This is a genomic window from Caulobacter sp. GW821-FHT09A05 (assembly GCF_059418465.1).
Window position 1 is genome coordinate 1 of record NZ_JBWKPX010000002.1, and the last position, 19,268, is coordinate 19,268.

Consider the following 19,268-nt stretch of genomic DNA (forward strand, 5'->3'; position numbering starts at 1 on the left):
CCTTCGAGCCAGTCCGCCAATGATGATGTGTCAGCTATGTCCCCGAACACCCGTCAGGCATGTCCCCGGACTGAACACTTGTGCCCGGGACCCCTGGTTCAGCCGACGGTGAAGCAAAATGGCGCGCCGGCGCGCCACCCCTCTGCACCTGCGGCGGACAAAGGGGTCCCGGGCACAAGGCCCGGGATGACGGCTGAAAAAGGAAGCGGCTCACCGCCCCGCCTCCACCGCCGCGCGCATCTTGTCCATGCCCTCCGACAGGTCGGCGGCGATGGCCCGGCGCGCGCCCTCGGCGTCGCGGGCCTTCAGGGCCTCCATGGCCTCGGCGTGGCGGTCGGCGACCAGGCCGTCGGCGCCGACCCGGCCGAACACCACCCGCATGAACGGCCCGATCTGCAGCCACAGCCCGCCGGCCATGGCCAGCAGCACCTCGGCCCCCGCCCGCTGGTAGAGCGCGAAGTGGAAGTCGTGGTTGGCGGTCATGTAGGCGTCGACGTCGCCCAGCTTCAGGGCGTCGTCGATGGCGGCGTCCAGCTCGCGCAGGCGCTTGAGCAGGGCGGCGTCGGCGTGGGGCGCGGCCCGGGCGGCCAGCTCCGGCTCGACCCACAGCCGGGCCTGGGCCAGCTGGTCCAGCCGGTGGGCGGTCAGGGACGGGACGCTCAGGCGCTTGTTGACCGGATTGATCTCCAGCGCCCGCTCGGCCGACAGCCGCCGCACGGCGTCGCGCACCGGCATCGGCGACACGCCCAGCTCGGCCGCCAGGCTGCGCAGGGACACCCCGACCCCGGGCGCGATGCGGCCGGTGATCAGGGCCTGACGGATGGCCTCATAGACCTGGTCGTGGACGGCCAGGCTGTCGGCGAGGGGCTTGCGGGATCTTGTCTCAACCATCCGCGCCTCCTCTTTCAGCAGGGGTGGACAGGAGACCTCCAATTGCGATCACAATGCAAGGCCCTCCGGAGACCCGCCATGCCTGATTTCGGCCCGAACGACCTCGACGCCTTCTGGATGCCCTTCACCCCCAACCGGCGCTTCAAGGCCCAGCCCCGGATGCTGGCCCGCGCCGAGGGCATGCACTACGCCACGCCCGACGGCCGCCAGGTGCTGGACGCCACCTCGGGCCTGTGGTGCGTCAACGCCGGCCATAACCGCCCCAGGATCGTCGAGGCGATTCGCCGCCAGGCCGGCGAGATGGACTACGCCCCCAGCTTCAACATGGGCCACCCGGCGGCCTTCGCCTTCGCCAGCCGCATCGCCCAGATCACGCCCAAGGGCCTGGACCGCATCTTCTTCACCAATTCCGGCTCGGAGTCGGTCGATACCGCCCTGAAGATCGCCCTGGCCTATCACCGGGCCCGGGGCAAGGGGACCAAGACCCGGCTGATCGGCCGCGAGCGGGCCTATCACGGCGTCGGGTTCGGGGGGATCTCGGTGGGCGGCATCCCGACCAACCGCAAGTATTTCGGAAGCCTGCTGACCGGCGTCGACCACCTGCCCCACACCCACGGGGTGGCCGGCAACCTGTTCAGCCAGGGCCAGCCGAAGCACGGCGCCGAACTGGCCGACGCGCTGGAGGCCATCGTCGCCCTGCATGACGCCAGCAACATCGCCGCGGTGATCGTCGAACCCGTGGCGGGCTCGACCGGGGTGCTGGTCCCGCCCGAGGGCTACCTGCAGCGCCTGCGGGCCATCTGCGACAGGCACGACATCCTGCTGATCTTCGACGAGGTGATCACCGGCTTCGGCCGGGTCGGCGCGGCCTTCGCGGCCGAGCGGTTCGGGGTGGTCCCCGACATGATCTGCATGGCCAAGGGCCTGACCAACGCCGCCGTGCCGGCCGGCGCCGTGGCGGCCTCGGACGCGATCTACCAGGCGATGATGGACGGCGCCGACGCCGCGATCGAGCTGTTCCACGGCTACACCTATTCGGCCCACCCCCTGGCCTGCGCGGCCGGAATGGCGACGCTGGAGGTCTACCAGGAGGAGGGCCTGTTCCAGCGGGCCCTGGAGATAGAGCCCTACTGGCGGACGGCGATCCATTCGCTGAAGGACGCCCGCCACGTGGTCGACATCCGCGACTTCGGCCTGATCGCCGGCATCGAGCTGGAGCCGAGGCCCGGCGCGCCCACCGCCCGGGCGATGGCGGCGTTCGAGACGGCCTTCGACCAGGGCCTGCTGATCCGCGTGACGGGCGACATCATCGCCCTGTCGCCGCCGCTGATCATCGAGCAGGGCCAGGTGGACCAGGTGGTGGAGACGATCCGGGCGGTGTTGAGCAGGGTTGACTGACCCGGCGGTGGGACGCCCTCCGCCGCGTCGCCTCCCTCGAGCGGGGCTCTGAAAAAGCCTGTCATCCCGGACAAGCTCGGCGAAGCCGAGCGCCGATCCGGGACCGCCGGAAGCACTTGCGTTCACGCCCCGGTCCCGGATCTTCGCGCTACGCGCTCGTCCGGGATGACAATCGTTTCGAGACAGATGCGATGGCCCTCCCCCGCTGCGCTGGGGAGGAGAAGCTGTATAAGGGCCCATGGCCCTCACCGACACCCAGCTCGCCAAACCCGCCCCGATCAGCGCCAACGCCCTGATCCTGACGGGGATCTTCGCCGCCCTGACCTTCGCCCTGGCGCGGATGGACGCGCCGCCCGGCGTGCTGACCTTCGCCTTCGTGGTCGTCGGCTGGGTCCTCAGCGTGGTGGTGCACGAGTTCGCCCACGCCTTCGTGGCCTACAAGGCCGGCGACCACACGATCGCCCAGAAGGGCTACCTGACCCTGGACCCGCTGAAATACACCGACCTGGGGACCAGCCTGGTGCTGCCGCTGGTGGTGCTGGCGATGGGCGGGATCGGCTTTCCCGGCGGGGCGGTCTATCTGCGCGACGACCTGATGCGCAGCCGGCGCGGACGGGCCCTGGCCTCGCTGGCCGGGCCGCTGGGCACCCTGGCGGTTCTGGTCGGCCTGGCCGTCTGCCTGGGCGCGGACCGGGCGTTCGGCGTCGAGACCAGCCCGCTGTCGCGCGCCGCCGCCTTCCTGGCCTTCCTGCAAGGCTTCGCCCTGGTGCTGAACCTGCTGCCCCTGCCGGGCCTGGACGGCTTCGGCGTGATCCGGCCCTACCTGCCGCCGGCGGTCCAGCAGCAGGCCCAGAAGGTGGGCGGCCTGGTGTTCATCGGCCTGTTCCTGGCGATCTTCTTCATCCCCGGGGTCAACCACGCCCTGTTTCGCGTGGTGCTGACGATCACCGACCTGTTCGGAATCTCGCGGCCCGACATCGGCGCGGGGTATCGGGCGTTCCGGTTCTGGGAATGACCTGGTTCCTTGGCATTGTCAGCTTAACTTGGCCGGCGAAATCAAGCGCCCCGAGCGGCAACCTTCAGGCGGCAACGGCCTCATTCCAGATGCGCAGGGCTTCGCCGCGGAACTGGCGAAGAGTCTGGCGGCGGATCCGTTGAGGTTGGGTGTAGAAGGTGTTGTAGATCGCCGCATGGGTGGTGAGAAAGCGCTGGGCCGAGGCCTGTGATTTGAAGCCCTGCATCTTTCGCTCTCGTCGCCGGATCGGCAGATGGGAGTTTTCGGCTCGGTTGTTTTCGCGCAATCGGCCGGGACGGTGGAGGTCGGTCAACTCCAGCGCCTTCAACGCGGCGGCGTAGGAACTCAGCCCATCGGTGGTGATCGAGACAGGCTCTACGGGCTGATTTCGCAGCAAGCGCTTGAGCAGCTTCAGAGCGGCGTTCGTGTCGCGCCGATGCTGGATCACAAGGTCCAAGACCTCCCCCTCGTCATCGACCGCGCGCCAGAGATACATCCGACGGCCGCCAACCGAACAGACCATTTCATCCAGATGCCAACGCGGAGACGGCGCAGGGCGGCGACGCTTAAGGTTCCTGGCGATCTGCGGGCCAAACTTGATCGTCCAGCAGCGGATCGTCTCGTAGCTGGCCTCGATCCCGCGCTGGGCCAGCAGTTCCTCGACGTCCCGGAAGCTCAGGGTGAAGCGGAAGTAGAGCCACACGGCATAGCGGATGACCTCGGCCGGAAGTCGGTGACGTTTGAAGGATAAGGCGCGCATAACGCGCTCCTGCCCGCATCATCGCATCGCGTCCAGTCTCCGGCGCAGAACGGCGCGGCTAAGCTGACAACACCGCCTCCATCATCGCCGACGTCCCCGGCGGTCAATCCGCCAGTTCGATGATCGTCATCACGTTGGGATTGCGGCACAGACTCTGGATGGGAGACAATCCTTGCGCGATGTCGTCCCCCTGCTGTTCCAGATAGTAGGCCTTTGTCACGACATAGCCGTAAGCGGTGACCTTTCGCCCGCGAAGGGGCGCCGCCTCGCCGATCTTGCGCAGCGGGAACATGGTCGCGTCCATGCACTTGTTGCGGTCCCTGGCCTTCAACGCAGCCTTTGTCCTGTACAGCGTGATCGTCGTGCCAGCCACATCGAGATAGCCGACAACGGCGGTCCTCCCGGCGGCGCTTCCTTTCGCTGCGGCTCCTGCGTCGGCGCCCGGCATGGAACCGCCGATCGCCGCCAACGCGAAGGCCAACCACATCATGGACGTCGCTAGCATGGGTTCACCTTGGGCGCCGTCGGATTGTTCTTCGCATTGTACCTGTTGAGCGCGTTGCCCGCCAAGGCGCGATAGGCCTCGTTCGGCATGGAGCTCGCGTCGAAGCCCTGGGGGGTGAGTTTGTCGACGACGATCGTGCCTGGGATCAGGCCCGGTCGCACCACCGTCACCCCAATCTTGCTGATGGTGTAGTTGGGGATCTGCCGGAGCGCCACGGTGATGCCGTCCCCCGACCCGGGATAGGGGAAGTGAGCGCGGCCGGCGTCGATCTCCGACTGGATCGGGTTGCCTTCGTGGAGGTGCGTGATGAAGGCCAGCTGCTTGGTCGGATCGGGCTTGACCGTCGGGCCGGTCTTCGTGATCGGGCGGCCGCAGGTGTCCGTGGTGTCCACCGACTTGGCTTGGCTGTCCTGGACGCTGCCGTCGCCATAGCCGTAGTAGAGCGGCTCAAGCGGGTACTGATCGAAGTTGAACGCGCCGACGCCCTCGAAGCCGTTGTTGCGGAACGCCGTCACGACGATCGGGTCGAAGTAGAAGCTGTTGAAATACGCTGAGTTCAAGTACGCCTGGGCGGCATAGATCGCGCCTGGCGGAACCAGCAGGAAGGGGATCATGCCGCTTGGATCGCGGTTGTTGATCGGGTCGTTCAGCGAATAGGCGTACCAGTTCATGCCGGCGCTGTAGCCCAGGGGATCGGCCTGCATGAACCGCCCCAGTGACGGGGAGTAGATGCGGGCCTTGTAATAGGCGACGCCGTATTCGGGCAGCCAAGCCTGCCCCGTATATTGGAACCGGCCCCTGTTGCGGACGTCCGGGATGCCGAACTCGTCATACCGGTTCGTCGTGACGGCCGCGCCGCCGGCGTCGGTCATGGCCGTGATCGAGCCCCGCTCGGCTTGCACAGCTTCGAAAGCGATGGCCGCTTGCCGTTGCCCCAAACGCGGAAAGGCTAATGAAGAACCCTCGCCGCGGTGCAGCACGGTGAAGGCTATCGTCAAAGCCCGACTTCGCAAGTGTCCCGCCGAACCAAGCCAACGTGCCTCCAATAGCCAAAACGACTAGGCCAACGCCGATTGCGAGGGACGGGGTCATGCTGTGCATCGCCTTGCTCAATCGCATGTCGGGATAAAAGCGAAGCCTCTTCTCATAAGGCAACGCTTCCACAACTACACGGGGCGGACAAGGGGCATAGCCGGCAGGCTACGTTCTCCACCCTTCACCGACGTTGCGGACGCCTGCGGGAAACTCCAGGAATGCCCAAGAACGTCCGCGAAACGGCGCGCCGGATACGATTCGAACGGCTAGAGCGCGATTGAAGGCCTGTGTCGGTTGAGTGAAGTGTCCGCCCCCTCACCCGACCTCCTTCGGAGGCCACCCTCGCCCGCGGGGGGAGAGGGGTCCGGGGTCAGGCCGCCTTCACCCCCGGGCGAAACGTCGAGGCCGGCTTTTCCGCCTCCGCCGTCTGGACCAGGCAGCCGTACCAGCCCAGGCCCCCATAGGTCTCGTAGCCGGGGGTCAGGGCGTAGCCGATGGTGCGGTCGCCGTCGGCGTAGCTCCCCATGTCGCCGCCCGAGGTGTCGAGCTTGAAGGTCTCCTCCAGCACGCCCTTGCCGTCCGAGCTGGCCAGCACCCGGTGGTTCTGGTCCAGCAGCAGCACGCGCGAGCGGGCCCTCTCCTCCTCGGTCAGGCGCACGCCGTCGACCACCGCCTGGGCCTGGGGCTTCCAGTCGAAATGGACGCCCAGCACCCCCAGCACCCGGCCGTTGGCCTGGCCGCCCTCGCGGATGGCCGTGGCGTAGGTGGCGACCGGAGCGTCGTTCAGCGCCTTGACCCGCTCGATGTCGCAGACCGTGAAGTCGTCGCCCGACCGGGTGCGCAGGGCGTCGCGGAACCACGGCGCGTCGGCGACCGAGGCGTTGCGGGCGGCCGGATAGCGGTCGGGGCGGCCGCTGGCGATCACCCGGCCCGAGGGGTCGGCGATCCACAGGTCCAGATAGACGGTGTAGGCGTCGAGGATCACCTTCAGCCGCTGGCTGGCGTGGGTCGAGGCCTCGCGCGAGGGGGTGGCCACGCAGTCGACCACCGCGCTGTCGGTCGCCCACCAGCGCACGTCGCAGGTGCGCTCATAGAGGTTGCGGTCGATGATCTCGATGGCGTTCAGGGCCAGGTCGGCCAGGCGCTGTCCGCGCAGATGGCCCAGGATCGCGCCGCCGATCGCGGTCAGCTCGTCGAGGTCGGCGCGCACCTGGCTCTCCAGGGCGGCGGCCACCACGTCGATCTGGGTGGAAATGGTCTTGAACTCCTCGGCGACGATCGCGAAGCCGCGCCCCGCCTCGCCGGCCCGGGCGGCGACGATCAGGGCGTTGATCGCCAGCATCTTGGCCGAGCGGTTGACATAGGCGATCTCGCCGATCTTCTCGCCGGCCACCGCGCTCAGCCGTTCGCTGAGCTCCAGGATGCGTTCTGGACGGAGGCTGGCGTCGTCGCCCGCCGAAGGTCCTGCCATGATGGTTTCCCCCGAAACCGGCGGCGGGACCCGGAACAGCCGAATCACTCGCCAGACGAGCGAGAATGACACTGGTGTCAGCTTTCAGAACGGGGGTCGGACAATCCGTCGCGGTTTCTGACCGGCTCGGCGGCATGTGGCGCCGCGATTTGCCAGATTTGACGGCAATCCTTGCCTCATTAAGCATCACAGGCGACCACCTCTTTTGCCCGGCGATCGCCTCGAAGCCTTGCCACCGCCCGATGACACCGGTGGACAAGGGTTTTGGGACGAGGGATGCTGCCCCTATCAACCGCTCATCCCGGCGTTCGCCGGGATGAGCGGAACAAGAAAAATGGGGGGAACCGCATGCTTATCCGTACCGCCACCCTGGCAGCCGCCCTGGCCCTTTCCGCCACCGCCCAGGCCGCCCCGCGCGAGGTCGTCGCCTTCCCCGGGGCCGAGGGCGCGGGGCGGCTGGCGCTCGGCGGGCGCGGCGGGGCGGTGATCAGGGTGACCAACCTGGAGGACTCCGGCCCCGGCTCCCTGCGCGCCGCCGTCGAGGCCCAGGGCCCGCGCACGGTCGTCTTCGCGGTCGCCGGCACGATCCCGCTGAAGCGCGAACTGAAGATCGCCAACGGCCGGATCACCATCGCCGGCCAGACCGCGCCCGGCGGCGGGATCACCCTGCGCGACCACACCCTGGTGGTGGCCGCCGACGACGTGGTCATCCGCTTCATCCGCTCGCGCCTGGGCGACGAGAGCCGGACCGAGGGCGACGCGATCTGGATCAATTCCGGGCGGCGGATCATCCTGGACCACGTGTCGGCCAGTTGGTCGGTGGACGAGACCCTGTCGGCCAGCGCCCGCTACGACACGCCCGGTCAGGGCTTTTATGACCTCACGGTCCAATGGTCGATCATCGCCGAGAGCCTGCGCCATTCGATCCACGCCAAGGGCGACCACGGCTATGGCAGCCTGATCCGCGGCGGCGACGGCTCAAGGATCAGCTTCCACCACAACCTGTGGGCCAACCACCTGGCCCGCATGCCGCGTCCCGGCAACTACGAGGGGCCGGACAAGGACCCGGTCGGGGCGTTCTTCGAGTTCCGCTCCAACGTCTTCTACAACTGGGGCAAGGGCCATGCCGGCTACGACGCCGACAAGGCGGCCCTGGCGGCCTACAGCTTCGTCGACAACGCCTATGTCATGGGCCCCGACAGCGAAAAGCCCATCGCGTTCAACGAGAGCAACAGCCTGGCCAAGGCCTGGTTCGCCGGCAACAGCATGAACGGCGTCGTGCCCACCGATCCCTGGAGCCTGGTCAGCGGGCTGCAGGCCCCGGGCTGGCGCCAGGCCGGGCCGATCGACGTGGCGCCGGTCGAGGCCGACCCCGCCGCCACGGCCTATGAGCGGGTGCTGAAGGACGCGGGGGCCAGGGTGTTCCGCGACAGCGTCGACGCGCGGATCGTGGCCGGGGTGCGCGACAAGACCGGCCGGCTGATCGACAGCCAGGCCCAGGTCGGCGGCTGGCCGGCCCTGCCGGCGGGCGTCGCGGCGGTCGACACCGACGGCGACGGCATGCCGGACGCCTGGGAGACGGCGCACGGCTTCAACCCTAAACGGGCCGATGGGGCGCTGGACCGCGACGGCGACGGCTGGACGAACCTGGAGGACTATCTGGCCGAGGCGGCGAGGCGGCGGGGGTGACCTGTTCGGGCCCTCCTCGGGCGGAACCACCGCCCGAAACGGTTGTCATCCCGGAAAGCGCGGAGCGCTTGTCCGGGACCCAGGTGAGCCGCACCGCTTTGGCCCAGTCTCCTGGGTCCCGGACAGCCTCTGCGAGGCTTCCGGGATGACAACGGGTTACCCCGCCGATCCGCCCTAGCCGACCGGGCTCAGCACCTTGTAGGCGGGCTTGGCCTTGCTGGCGTCGCCGCTGGCGACGGTGAAGGAATAGTCGCTCCAGTAGATCTTCACGATGGCCGGCTGGCTGCTGTTGTACGACACCTCGTGCCATTCGCGCGTCGAGGAGAAGATGCTCAGATAGTAGACGTCGCCCGTCTGGTCCTCGAACGCCAGGTACATCGAGCCGCTGAAGGCGCCCTTGGGGCCCTGGGCGTCGACGCGGACCTGGTAGTTGTAGAGGCCGGCGATGGACTGTAGCTCGATCGCGAAGACCGTCCCGCCGTCATTGGCCACGACGCAGTTCTGGGGGGAATTGCCGTTGACCGTGGCCGACTGGTTGGGCTGCATGCCGCCCGTGGAGGTGGCGCTGTAGTAGCCGTTCGTGCACTCGCCGCAATCGCCGGTGAAGTTCGCTGTGCCGGTGGTCATGTCTCTTACTCCCTGTTTTGCCCGGCCATGCCGGGATGCTACCTCAAGTAACGACACCGAAAATAGTACTCTGGAGTTGCATCAAATGCAACCTTTGAGAGCTTAAGCATTAATTCTACTATAGGATGTAGTTAACGGCGAAGCATCCTGGGCGCCGCCCGGAAGGGGCGCCCTTGGCTTTGCCCCGTCCCGCGCTTTCCGCTACACCGCCCCCATGTCGCACAACACCTTCGGCCACCTGTTCCGCGTCACCACCTGGGGCGAAAGTCACGGCCCGGCCCTGGGCTGCGTGGTCGACGGCGTGCCGCCCGGCATCGCCATCACGGCCGAGCAGATCCAGGCCTTCCTCGACAAGCGCCGGCCGGGAAACGGCAAGTTCGTCACCCAGCGCCAGGAGCCGGACGCCGTGCGCATCCTGTCGGGCGTGTTCGAGGACGAGCGCACGGAGGGTCAACGCACGACCGGCACGCCGATCAGCCTGATGATCGACAACACCGACCAGCGCTCCAAGGACTATGGCGAGATCGCCCAGGCCTTCCGGCCCGGCCATGCCGACTATCCCTATTTCGCCAAGTACGGCGTGCGCGACTATCGCGGCGGCGGGCGCAGCTCGGCGCGCGAGACCGCCGCGCGGGTGGCGGCCGGCGCCATCGCCCGGCTGGTGATCCCCGGCGTCACGGTGCGCGCGGCCCTGGTCCAGATCGGCCCGCACGCCATCGACCGCGCGAACTGGGACTGGGACCAGGTCGAGCAGAACCCCTACTGGTCGCCGGACGCGGCGGTCATCCCGGTGTGGGAAGAGCACCTGGAGAAGGTCCGCAAGGCCGGCTCCTCGACCGGGGCGGTCGTCGAGGTGGAGGCGACCGGCGTGCCGGCCGGCTGGGGCGCGCCGCTGTACGGCAAGCTGGACGCCGAACTGGCCGCGGCCCTGATGTCGATCAACGCCGCCAAGGGCGTGGAGATCGGCGAGGGCTTCGCCAGCGCCGCCCTGTCGGGCGAGGAGAACGCCGACCAGATGCGGATGGGGAACGACGGCCCGGTGTTCCTGTCCAACCACGCCGGCGGCGTGCTGGGCGGCCTGTCGACCGGCCAGCCCGTGGTGGCCCGCGTGGCCTTCAAGCCGACCTCGTCGATCCTGACCCCGCGCGAGAGCGTCAACGAGGCGGGCGAAGAGATCGACCTGCGCACCAAGGGCCGCCACGACCCCTGCGTGGGCATCCGCGGCGTGCCGGTGGTCGAGGCGATGACCGCCTGCGTCCTGGCCGACGCCTTCCTGCGCCACCGGGCCCAGACCGGCGGCGGGGCGTTCGTTCCGGGGATGAGCGGGCGCTTCTAGCTCGCGCGCTCGGGGCCGAGACCCCGGCTAGGGTCCGGACTCAATTGGATCGTTGATTTTCAGTTGTCATCCCGGCCGAAGGTCCGCCTGGCGGACCGTAGGGCCGGGACCCAGGGGCGAGCGCACCGCGCCGGCCCCTGGGTCCCGGGATGACGACCAATTAGAGCGCCGATTTCGCTTGGGTGTCACCGACGCGCAATTGAGGACGGTCCCTAGGCCTTCTGGGCTTCCGGCCACTCTTCGGGCCGCAGGATCATCGTGGGACGCAGGAACGGCGAGCGGACGCGGTCGTAGTCCTGGATGTCCAGATTTCGGCAGATGATCTCAAGCAATTCCACCCCGCCCACCTCGGGCGGAGGCTCGTCATGCATCTGCTTCCAGAGCTCGAGAGCTTCGCGCTTGATGAGTTCGTCACGGGAGGCCATGTGGAATTCATATCCCTTCGGCGCATCAACTCTCGGCGGCGGGGTCTCGTTCCTAAGTTTTTCGTTGACAAAAGGTAACCAAGCGTCGCCGGCGTTAAGGATAGTCTGGCCCGAGGCGCGACGAAGACTCAGGGCCGGTCCGCTCGCCCGCGCCTTGGCCCGCTCCTTCGCCGCCGGCGCGTCACCTGGCGCGCACCTGGCCGAAATCCAACTTACGCTTGAAAACATTGAACTTTTCGGCGATTTCGATTGACCGTCCGCGCCAGCGCCGTAACGTTCGGGCGGCACGATCCGCTCGACGCGGCCGTCGAGCGAGCCAGCCGGGGGGCCCGTGCGCTTCGATCTCCTGAAGATCCTGCTGGTCGACGACAATCAGCACATGCGCCTGCTGCTGGCCGAGATCCTGCGGGCGCTGGGCGTGCGGCGGATCTTCGAGGCGCAGGACGGCGCCGAGGCGCTGCAGACGATGCGCGAGATCGAGATGGACCTGGTCATGACCGACCTGACCATGGGTCCGCTGGACGGCATCGACTTCGTCAACCTGCTGCGCAATTCGCCCGACAGCCCCAACCCGTTCGCGCCGGTCATCATGATCACCGGCCATTCCACGATGCGCCGGGTGGCCGAGGCGCGCGACGCCGGGGTCAACGAGTTCCTGGCCAAGCCGGTGACGGCGCGCGGCGTGATCCACCGCATCAACCTGCTGATCGAGCACCCCCGGCCGTTCATCCGCTGCGCCACCTATTTCGGCCCCGACCGCCGTCGCCGGCAGGACCCGGCCTTCACCGGCCCCTGGCGCCGCCAGGGGGATCCGGGGGTGGAGGATGTGTCGTACTGAACGGGCCTCCCCCATCCGGCCAGGGCTATCGCATATGGATTTGCTCTGAAAGAATCTGTCATCCCGGACAAGCTCGGCGGAGCCGGGCGCCGATCCGGGACCGCCGCAAGCCCTGAGCTCACGCCACGGTCCCGGATCTTCGCGCTGCGCGCTCGTCCGGGATGACAACCGTTTTGAGGCATATGCGATACCCCTGCCCATCCGGCCATACAGCGGCCATCGGACGCGGCGACCCTGGAGCCGTCCCGGGCTAGAACGCTCGCCCCACCTGCAGTGAGCTTGCCCCAATGTCGCGTCACATGTCCCCGCGTCGCCTGCCCCTCGTCCTGGCCCTGCTGGCCGTCGCCACCACCAGCCAGGGCTGCCTGGCCGTCGCCGCCGGCGGCGCCGTGGTCGGCGCGGGCGCGGCCGTGGTCGGAACCACCGGCAAGGTCGTGGTCGGCGCCGGCAAGGCGGTGATCCCCGGCGAAAGCAAGAAGGACCGCGAAGAGCGCGAGTTCAAGGAATGGAAGAAGTCGCAGCGGGACGGCTAGGGCCTCGCCCTCCGTCTACTGGTTCTTCACCGCCAGGCAGCGCTTGGCGCCGGCCTTGATCGTCAGGGTCTCGGCGATGGTCGAGGACTGGCCGCAGTAGTTGCTCAGGCGGGTCCGCGTGAAGTCGAAGACGATCGTGTCACTACGCCTGCGGGCTACCGCGACGTCGTCGTCGGTCAGCGGGAAGGTGGTGACGCCGTCCGGGCCGGCCACGGGCCCGCCCTCGGGGGCGAGGCTGCAGCTGGTGGCGTCGGACGCCCCCTTGGTCGAGGCCAGGTAGTCGAAGCCCGTCACCCGCTCGCCCTCGACCGTCGCCGACAGGTCGTGGGTCACCGGGCCCTTCCTGGCCGAGCACCGCCAGGTCTCGGCGCCGGCGACGGCGGGCGCGGCGGCCAGGACCAGGCCCAGCAGGACGGCGAAGACTCGATGGCGCATGGCTTCGACTTTCAGGCCTCCTCGGCCGCGATCGTCCCCGGCAGGTACAGCCGCATGGGCCGCACCTCGTAGGCCCCGCCGGGATTGGCCACGCCCAGCTCGCGGGCGACGGCCAGGGCCTCGTCCATGTCGGCGACGTCCAGCACGTAGAAGCCCAGGAACTGCTCCTTGGTCTCGGCGAACGGGCCGTCGACGACGAACGGGGTCTCGCTTTTGACCAGGGTCTTGGCGCTGGAGGTGCCCTGCAGCCGACCCGACGGCCCCAGCTTGCCCTCGGCGACCAACCGGTCATGGACGACCGACAGGCGCCCCATGACGGCGTCGTCCTGTTCCTGGGTCCAGCCCATGACCTCGGTCTCGTTGTTGTAGCACAGCAGCATGTACAGCATTCGCGGCCTTCCCCGGCGACATCGGCGGCGTAGGGATAAGGCAGGTCCGGGCAGGAAGGAAGACCGGTGTTTTCCGGAGGGTGGACGCCCCCTCCGTCGGCTTCGCCGCCACCTCCCCCGTTTCACGGGGGAGGAGAAGATCGGCCCGCTTCCTCCTCACCCGCAAGGCGGGGGAGGTGGCGCGATGCGGATACGCATCGTGACGGAGGGGGCGTCCGCGGCCTAGAGGCTCAGCGCGCAGCTCTCACCAATCGTCGGGCGGGAAACCACCACCCGCGACAGGCCCGGGAACTGGGGCGCCAGGCGCTCGGCGAAATAGAGGCAGATCCGCTCCAGGGTCGGGCTTTCCAGGCCGGGGCGGTCGTTCAGCAGGCCGTGGTCCAGCTCGGCGGCCACCGCCTTCAGCACGCCGTCCAGGCTGTCGAGGTCGGCCACCCAGCCGGCGTCCTGCATCGTCCCCCTGACGCTGGCCTCGACCTTGAACGAGTGGCCATGCAGCTTGCGGTAGCGATGGTCGGCGGGACCTTGCTCGATATAGTGGGCCGCGTCGAAATGCGCGGCCTTCGTGATCTCGAAGACGGGCTTCATCAGGGTACTTCTTTTGACAAGGCCTGGGAGGCTCTAGCGGCTCGACCCTGTCACCAGGTCGAGCGCCTTATCCGTCAGGGCAGGCCGAGATATTTGTGCGTCTGGACGCTTAAACGCCATTGTGGGTGCGAAAGGCAATAGGCGACGGCCAATTGCGTGTTGCGCTCGCGGTCCGGGCCGTCCATCGGCTGCAGGTAGAAGCGCTCGAAATCCAGGTCCGCGAAGCGCTCGGGAAGCGCCTTGTCCTGCGGATAGACCAGCTTCAGCTCCTGGCCCGAGGTCTGGACGACCGGGGCGTCGGCCTTGGGGCTGACGCAGACCCAGTCGATCCCCGCCGGCGCGACGACCGTGCCGTTGGTCTCCACCGCGATCATGAAGCCCCGCGCGTGCAGGGCGTCGATGGCCGCGGCGTCCAGCTGCAGCAGCGGCTCGCCGCCGGTGCAGACCACCAGCCGGTCGTCCGGCCCGCCGGTCCAGGCGGCCTCGACCGCGGCGGCCAGGGCGTCGGCCGTCGTGAACTTGCCGCCGCCCTCGCCGTCGGTCCCGACGAAGTCGGTGTCGCAGAAGGTGCAGACGGCCTTGTGGCGGTCCTGCTCGCGGCCGGTCCACAGGTTGCAGCCGGCGAACCGGCAGAACACCGCCGCCTTGCCCGCCTGCCCGCCCTCGCCCTGCAGGGTGAGGAAGATCTCCTTGACGGTGTAGGTCATTGGAACCCTCCCCTCTCTCCTTGCGGGAGAGGGTGGCGGTCCGGAGGACCGTCGGGTGAGGGGTTGAAAGCCAGGTCCGCCGCGTGGGGCGGAACGATCGCGTGCGGCGTCATCGGTTTGAGAGACCCCTCATCCGACGGCTTCGCCGCCACCTTCTCCCGCAAGGGGAGAAGGAAGGGGAGAGCGCCCCGCCGCGTCCCACTCCTCGTACCCGCGCTGGCGCAGCTCGCAGGCGGGGCATTCGCCGCAGCCGTGGCCCCAGGCGTGCAGTTCGCCGCGGTCGCCCTGGTAGCAGGTGTGGCTCTCGACCACGATCAGGTCGACCAGGTCCTCGCCGCCCAGGGTCTTGGCCAGGGCCCAGGTCTCCGCCTTGGTCAGCTTCATCAGCGGGGTCTCGATGACGAAGTCGCGGTCCATGCCCAGGTTCAGGGCGGCCTGCATGGCGTCCAGGGTGTCGCGGCGGCAGTCGGGATAGCCCGAGAAGTCGGTCTCGCACATGCCGCCGACCAGCGCCCCCAGGCCCCGGCGGTCGGCCAGGGCGGCGGCGTAGATCAGGAACACCAGGTTGCGGCCGGGCACGAAGGTCGAGGGCAGGCCGCGCTCGGTCATCTCGATGGCGACGTCGGCGGTCAGGGCGCTCTGGGCCACGGCGCCGAAGCCGGTCAGGTCCAGCACATGGTCCTCGCCCAGGCGCTCGGCCCAGTGGGGAAAACGCTGGGCCATCTGGCGGCGCACCGCCTGGCGGGCCTGCATCTCGATCACGTGGCGCTGGCCGTAGTCGAAGCCGACGGTCTCGACCCGGGCGTAGCGCTCCAGGGCCCAGGCCAGGCAGACGCTGCTGTCCTGGCCGCCGGAGAACAGCACCAGGGCGGCGTCGGCCCGCGAAACGCCGGACGCGGTGGAAATTTCAGGAGTGGACATGGCGTCTCTCTACACGAGGCGCGCGGACTTGACGACCGGGGCCGGGGACGCCCGCTCACCGCTCTTTGTTGTCATCCCACCGCGCGGCGGCCCGCGGACCCAGGACCCAGCACCACCGTAGTGCGCCGGCCCCTGGGTCCCGGACAGCCTCTGCGAGGCTTCCGGGATGACAACGAAATTATCGCTCCCCAAAGCGCTCGCCATGAGTGTGCGCCCCAGGCCTCACACCCGAACAATCGTTTCGAACGCTGATATTTGGGCTGTACCTTCGGCGCGAATGGGCGACTATGGGCCGCGCGCCTCTGGGGGTCGCACCAAGGTTTTTCGGCCTGAAATCACGCTTGACGCAACGTCACGCGCCGGACCACCTTTTCTAATTTCAATGAAAACTTGCGCCGACAGGTCAATACGCGCCGGCGTAAAGTGAAAACGTGTAACATATCAATGATCACATAGACTTTGGCCGGTTGACAGCCCAAGACGCCAAGTATGCAATCATCGGATGCTGCGAAGGGCCAGCCGTACGCCCGCGTAGTGCTCAAAAGTACGGCGCCGAGGAAACAACACGACGCCCGCAGGGTCCGCCATAAGGAACCGCGACGTCCAGGGAGGGAATAGAATGTCGCAATCTCTGCGTATGCGGAGCCTGCTGGCCATGGGCGCGTCCGTGACCGTGCTGGCCGCCGTCGCCGCCCCCGCCTTCGCCCAGACGGCCTCCGCCCCGTCCGCCCAGCAGGGTGGCGGCAACGTGCTGGAGGAACTGGTCGTCACCGCCCAGAAGAAGGAAGAGGCCCTGCAGGACGTGCCGATCGCGGTGTCGGCCTTCAGCCAGGACACCCTGGAGGCGCAGAAGATCGACGGCGGCCCCAACCTGCAGCAGGCCATCCCGAACGTCACCTTCGCCAAGGGCAACTTCACCAACAGCTTCAACTTCGCGATCCGCGGCATCGGCAACAAGGCCGTCGGCGTCTCGACCGACGGCGGCGTCGGCGTCCACGAGAACAACGCCCCGCTGCAGTCGGGCAATCTGTTCGACGCCGAGTTCTTCGACGTGGAGCGCGTCGAGGTGCTGCGCGGCCCGCAAGGCACGCTGTACGGCCGCAACGCCACCGGCGGCGTGGTCAACATCATCACCGCCAAGCCGACCGACACCTTCGAGGCCGAGATCACCGGCGAACTGGGCAACTACAACACCCAGAAGGTCCGCGGCATGATCAACCTGCCGATCCTGGGCGACAAGCTGGCGGTCCGCGTGGCCGGCAACTACCTCAAGCGCGACGGCTTCGTCACCAACACCTTCAACGACCACAAGGTCGACGACCGCGACCTGTACTCGACCCGCGTCTCGGTGATGTTCAACCCCATCGAGTCGCTGCGCACCAACTTCATGTGGGAGCATTTCAAAGAGGACGACAGCCGGGCCCGCGTGGGCAAGCAGCTGTGCACCAAGGACAACGGCCCGGCCACCGTCGGCGGCGTGCCCAGCGGCGCGGCCCGCGCCTTCCTGAGCCAGGGCTGCCTGCCCGCCTCGCTGTACGGGGACAGCGCCTACGGCACGGTCAACACCTCGGGCACCCTGACCGGCGAGCTGGGCAACATCTTCGGCTTCACCAGCGGCGACGCCAACGCCGGCGACACCACCAGCCGCGACCTGCGCGAAATCGAGTCGCTGTTCGACCCGATCTACCGCTCCAAATCCGACATCTACCAGTTCAACCTGGCCTACGACCTGACCGAGAACCTGACCTTCACGGCCATGACCTCGTACAGCAAGGGCAAGGTCTATACGAAGCTGGACTACAATCGGAACGTCTCGACCGTTCCGTTCAACAGCACGGGCCTCACGCCCGGCGGCTTCTTCAACGACCCGCAGGTGGGCAACACCAACAAGTTCACCACCCTGGACGTCTCCGCGGGCAACTCCAAGCAGTGGAGCCAGGAAGTCCGGCTGCAGTCGAACTTCGACGGCCCGCTGAACTTCAACTTCGGCGGCATCTATTTCGACTACAAGACCGTCACCGACTACTACGTGATCGGCAACTCGCTGACCCTGTCGGCCCTGGCCCTCAACTTCCAGCGGACCGGCAACCCCAACTGCAGCCCCACCGCCCTGCCGACCAGCTGCATCGGCATCGACCCCAACGCCACGCCGGACGGCAGCGGCCACAACTACTATGACAACCGCTCGCCCTATCACCTGAAGTCGAACGCCCTGTTCGGCGAACTGTACTGGCAGGCCAACGAGAAGCTGAAGTTCACCCTGGGCCTGCGCCGCACCCACGACGACAAGCGCCTGGACGTCTACGACACCGTGCTGCTGTCGCCGGGCATCGGCCTGAAGCAGAGCACCACCAACCCGCAGGAAAGGTCGGTCTTCAACGAGCTGACCGGCCGCTTCGGCTTCGACTACAAGCTGACCGACGACAACCTGCTCTACGCCTTCTATTCCAAGGGCTACAAGGGCGGCGGCTCGAACCCGCCGGCGGCGGCCGGCTCGGCCAGCGTCAAGCCGCAGTTCGACCCCGAATTCGTCAACGCGTTCGAGCTGGGATCGAAGAACACCCTGGCCGGCGGCAGCCTGATGCTGAACGCCACCGGCTTCTACTACGACTACCAGGGCTACCAGATCTCCAAGATCGTCAACCGCACCTCGGTCAACGAGAACGTCAACGCCACGGTCTACGGCCTGGAGCTGGAAACGGTCTGGTCGCCGGTCCGCAACCTCAAGCTCAACGCCAACCTCGGCTACCTGCACACCAAGATCGCCGACGGCGTGTCGTCGATCGACACCATGAACCGCACCCAGAGCAACCCGGCCTATACCGTGGTCAAGGCGGGCCCCAGCCTGCCCAACGTCGCGGTCGGTTCCAACTGCGTGCTGACCACGGCCGGGGTCGCCACCCTGATCGCGGCCGGGGCCGGCGCGACCGTGCCGTTCGCCTGCGGCGGCCCGCAGGTGTTCCAGGCCTTCCTGCAGACCCCGGCCGCGGCCGGCGGCGCGGGCCTGCCGGCGGGCACGGCCGCCTTCCTGGCCAACGCCACGGGCCTGTACAACTACGGGGCCGGCTACACGATCGAGGGCAAGGCCGCGGACCTGTCGGGCAACGAACTGCCCAACTCGCCGCACTGGACCACCTCGGTCGGCGCCCAGTACACCTGGGACTTCGCCGACGGCTGGTCGGCCACCCTGCGCGGCGACTACTACCGCCAGAGCAAGCAGTACACCCGCGTCTACAACACCGCCTACGACCAGCTGAAGTCGTGGGACAACGCCAACATCACCCTGAAGGTCGAAAAGCCCGAGTGGGGCTTGCAGATCGACGCCTACGTCAAGAACCTGGGCGACAAGACGCCGATCACCGACGCCTACACCACCGACGACAGCTCGGGCCTGTTCACCAACCTGATCACGCTGGAGCCCCGCACCTACGGCGTCAGCCTGACCAAGTCGTTCTAGCGCCCGCCTCGCCAGCGGACCCCCGGAAGGGCGGCGGAGCGATCCGCCGCCCTTTTGCGTCTGGACGCCGTCGCCGCCGCCGGACGTCCGAAGCGCCGGCGCGCGCCCTGCCCGGCTCTTCACCCTGCCGGCTTCCAGTCCCGTTATACGACCTTGCAGTCTACCTTGAGATGCATTAATGACATTGATGCAACTTCACGGGCGGGCGGGCGTTGCGACAGGAAGCGAATCATCACGGCGCGACGCCG

General features: G+C 67.9%; 19 protein-coding genes. 7 read left to right on the forward strand and 12 right to left on the reverse strand.

Annotated features, from left to right (window positions below; all coding sequences use genetic code 11):
• Positions 1–210: 210 nt before the first annotated feature.
• Complete coding sequence (locus tag AC07NX_RS01845) at positions 211–891, reverse strand: GntR family transcriptional regulator (RefSeq protein WP_494638608.1); 681 nt, start codon at positions 889–891, stop codon at positions 211–213.
• Positions 892–969: 78 nt separating this feature from the next.
• Here AC07NX_RS01845 and aptA point away from each other — a divergent pair, with 78 nt between their 5' ends.
• Both aptA and AC07NX_RS01855 read left to right on the forward strand, forming a co-directional pair.
• Positions 970–2,289, forward strand: coding sequence for an omega-aminotransferase AptA (gene aptA, locus AC07NX_RS01850; protein ID WP_494638610.1), 1,320 nt, complete (start codon positions 970–972; stop codon positions 2,287–2,289).
• A gap of 238 nt (positions 2,290–2,527) precedes the next feature.
• Complete coding sequence (locus AC07NX_RS01855) at positions 2,528–3,304, forward strand: site-2 protease family protein (protein WP_494638612.1); 777 nt, start codon at positions 2,528–2,530, stop codon at positions 3,302–3,304.
• 64 nt (positions 3,305–3,368) lie between these two features.
• On the opposite strand, the gene AC07NX_RS01860 is transcribed toward AC07NX_RS01855, so the two are convergent.
• From AC07NX_RS01860 to AC07NX_RS01875, 4 genes are all read right to left on the reverse strand, one after another.
• Positions 3,369–4,064 (reverse strand): IS6 family transposase, encoded by a 696-nt coding sequence (locus AC07NX_RS01860; RefSeq protein WP_494638614.1) that lies wholly within the window; start codon positions 4,062–4,064, stop codon positions 3,369–3,371.
• A gap of 103 nt (positions 4,065–4,167) precedes the next feature.
• Positions 4,168–4,554: a hypothetical protein gene (locus AC07NX_RS01865; protein WP_494638616.1), complete on the reverse strand. Its 387-nt coding sequence runs from the start codon at positions 4,552–4,554 to the stop codon at positions 4,168–4,170.
• Positions 4,555–4,562: 8 nt separating this feature from the next.
• Positions 4,563–5,567: an RHS repeat-associated core domain-containing protein gene (locus AC07NX_RS01870; RefSeq protein ID WP_494638618.1), complete on the reverse strand. Its 1,005-nt coding sequence runs from the start codon at positions 5,565–5,567 to the stop codon at positions 4,563–4,565.
• Positions 5,568–5,974: 407 nt separating this feature from the next.
• Positions 5,975–7,075 carry a cache domain-containing protein gene (locus AC07NX_RS01875; RefSeq protein WP_494638619.1) on the reverse strand — a complete coding sequence of 367 codons (1,101 nt, stop codon included), beginning with the start codon at positions 7,073–7,075 and terminating at the stop codon, positions 5,975–5,977.
• A gap of 348 nt (positions 7,076–7,423) precedes the next feature.
• On the opposite strand from AC07NX_RS01875, the gene AC07NX_RS01880 reads away from it, so the two are divergent.
• Positions 7,424–8,764, forward strand: coding sequence for a pectate lyase (locus AC07NX_RS01880; RefSeq protein WP_494638621.1), 1,341 nt, complete (start codon positions 7,424–7,426; stop codon positions 8,762–8,764).
• Between the two features lie 174 nt (positions 8,765–8,938).
• Here the strand turns inward: AC07NX_RS01880 and AC07NX_RS01885 are convergent, their stop codons facing one another.
• Positions 8,939–9,391 carry a hypothetical protein gene (locus AC07NX_RS01885; RefSeq protein WP_494638623.1) on the reverse strand — a complete coding sequence of 151 codons (453 nt, stop codon included), beginning with the start codon at positions 9,389–9,391 and terminating at the stop codon, positions 8,939–8,941.
• A gap of 214 nt (positions 9,392–9,605) precedes the next feature.
• Here AC07NX_RS01885 and aroC point away from each other — a divergent pair, with 214 nt between their 5' ends.
• On the forward strand, positions 9,606–10,727 hold the full coding sequence (aroC, locus tag AC07NX_RS01890) for a chorismate synthase (protein ID WP_494638625.1): 1,122 nt from the start codon (positions 9,606–9,608) through the stop codon (positions 10,725–10,727).
• Positions 10,728–10,939: 212 nt separating this feature from the next.
• On the opposite strand, the gene AC07NX_RS01895 is transcribed toward aroC, so the two are convergent.
• On the reverse strand, positions 10,940–11,152 hold the full coding sequence (locus tag AC07NX_RS01895; protein WP_494638626.1) for a hypothetical protein: 213 nt from the start codon (positions 11,150–11,152) through the stop codon (positions 10,940–10,942).
• A gap of 331 nt (positions 11,153–11,483) precedes the next feature.
• On the opposite strand from AC07NX_RS01895, the gene AC07NX_RS01900 reads away from it, so the two are divergent.
• Both AC07NX_RS01900 and AC07NX_RS01905 read left to right on the forward strand, forming a co-directional pair.
• On the forward strand, positions 11,484–11,990 hold the full coding sequence (locus AC07NX_RS01900) for a response regulator (protein WP_494638628.1): 507 nt from the start codon (positions 11,484–11,486) through the stop codon (positions 11,988–11,990).
• Between the two features lie 299 nt (positions 11,991–12,289).
• Positions 12,290–12,523, forward strand: a complete 234-nt coding sequence (locus AC07NX_RS01905) for a hypothetical protein (protein WP_494638630.1) — start codon at positions 12,290–12,292, stop codon at positions 12,521–12,523.
• Between the two features lie 15 nt (positions 12,524–12,538).
• Here the strand turns inward: AC07NX_RS01905 and AC07NX_RS01910 are convergent, their stop codons facing one another.
• The 5 genes from AC07NX_RS01910 to queC form a co-directional block, all read right to left on the reverse strand.
• Positions 12,539–12,958 carry a hypothetical protein gene (locus tag AC07NX_RS01910; RefSeq protein WP_494638632.1) on the reverse strand — a complete coding sequence of 140 codons (420 nt, stop codon included), beginning with the start codon at positions 12,956–12,958 and terminating at the stop codon, positions 12,539–12,541.
• 11 nt (positions 12,959–12,969) lie between these two features.
• Positions 12,970–13,347 carry a YciI family protein gene (locus tag AC07NX_RS01915; RefSeq protein WP_494638634.1) on the reverse strand — a complete coding sequence of 126 codons (378 nt, stop codon included), beginning with the start codon at positions 13,345–13,347 and terminating at the stop codon, positions 12,970–12,972.
• A gap of 222 nt (positions 13,348–13,569) precedes the next feature.
• Positions 13,570–13,935, reverse strand: a complete 366-nt coding sequence (locus tag AC07NX_RS01920; protein ID WP_494638636.1) for a 6-pyruvoyl trahydropterin synthase family protein — start codon at positions 13,933–13,935, stop codon at positions 13,570–13,572.
• 74 nt (positions 13,936–14,009) lie between these two features.
• A complete protein-coding gene (queE, locus tag AC07NX_RS01925) occupies positions 14,010–14,642 on the reverse strand; it encodes a 7-carboxy-7-deazaguanine synthase (RefSeq protein WP_494638638.1) in 633 nt (210 codons plus the stop codon).
• A gap of 129 nt (positions 14,643–14,771) precedes the next feature.
• On the reverse strand, positions 14,772–15,563 hold the full coding sequence (gene queC, locus AC07NX_RS01930) for a 7-cyano-7-deazaguanine synthase QueC (RefSeq protein ID WP_494638640.1): 792 nt from the start codon (positions 15,561–15,563) through the stop codon (positions 14,772–14,774).
• 619 nt (positions 15,564–16,182) lie between these two features.
• On the opposite strand from queC, the gene AC07NX_RS01935 reads away from it, so the two are divergent.
• Entirely contained in the window at positions 16,183–19,020 is a 2,838-nt protein-coding gene (locus tag AC07NX_RS01935; RefSeq protein WP_494638642.1) for a TonB-dependent receptor, read from the forward strand.
• Positions 19,021–19,268 lie beyond the last annotated feature (248 nt).

Coding starts and splice junctions, on each gene's coding strand:
- AC07NX_RS01845 (WP_494638608.1), bottom strand. CDS start 891: ATGGTTGAGACAAGATCCCGCAAGCCCCTCGCCGACAGCCTGGCCGTC.
- aptA (WP_494638610.1), top strand. CDS start 970: ATGCCTGATTTCGGCCCGAACGACCTCGACGCCTTCTGGATGCCCTTC.
- AC07NX_RS01855 (WP_494638612.1), top strand. CDS start 2,528: ATGGCCCTCACCGACACCCAGCTCGCCAAACCCGCCCCGATCAGCGCC.
- AC07NX_RS01860 (WP_494638614.1), bottom strand. CDS start 4,064: ATGCGCGCCTTATCCTTCAAACGTCACCGACTTCCGGCCGAGGTCATC.
- AC07NX_RS01865 (WP_494638616.1), bottom strand. CDS start 4,554: ATGATGTGGTTGGCCTTCGCGTTGGCGGCGATCGGCGGTTCCATGCCG.
- AC07NX_RS01875 (WP_494638619.1), bottom strand. CDS start 7,075: ATGGCAGGACCTTCGGCGGGCGACGACGCCAGCCTCCGTCCAGAACGC.
- AC07NX_RS01880 (WP_494638621.1), top strand. CDS start 7,424: ATGCTTATCCGTACCGCCACCCTGGCAGCCGCCCTGGCCCTTTCCGCC.
- AC07NX_RS01885 (WP_494638623.1), bottom strand. CDS start 9,391: ATGACCACCGGCACAGCGAACTTCACCGGCGATTGCGGCGAGTGCACG.
- aroC (WP_494638625.1), top strand. CDS start 9,606: ATGTCGCACAACACCTTCGGCCACCTGTTCCGCGTCACCACCTGGGGC.
- AC07NX_RS01895 (WP_494638626.1), bottom strand. CDS start 11,152: ATGGCCTCCCGTGACGAACTCATCAAGCGCGAAGCTCTCGAGCTCTGG.
- AC07NX_RS01905 (WP_494638630.1), top strand. CDS start 12,290: ATGTCCCCGCGTCGCCTGCCCCTCGTCCTGGCCCTGCTGGCCGTCGCC.
- AC07NX_RS01910 (WP_494638632.1), bottom strand. CDS start 12,958: ATGCGCCATCGAGTCTTCGCCGTCCTGCTGGGCCTGGTCCTGGCCGCC.
- AC07NX_RS01915 (WP_494638634.1), bottom strand. CDS start 13,347: ATGCTGTACATGCTGCTGTGCTACAACAACGAGACCGAGGTCATGGGC.
- AC07NX_RS01920 (WP_494638636.1), bottom strand. CDS start 13,935: ATGAAGCCCGTCTTCGAGATCACGAAGGCCGCGCATTTCGACGCGGCC.
- queE (WP_494638638.1), bottom strand. CDS start 14,642: ATGACCTACACCGTCAAGGAGATCTTCCTCACCCTGCAGGGCGAGGGC.
- queC (WP_494638640.1), bottom strand. CDS start 15,563: ATGTCCACTCCTGAAATTTCCACCGCGTCCGGCGTTTCGCGGGCCGAC.
- AC07NX_RS01935 (WP_494638642.1), top strand. CDS start 16,183: ATGTCGCAATCTCTGCGTATGCGGAGCCTGCTGGCCATGGGCGCGTCC.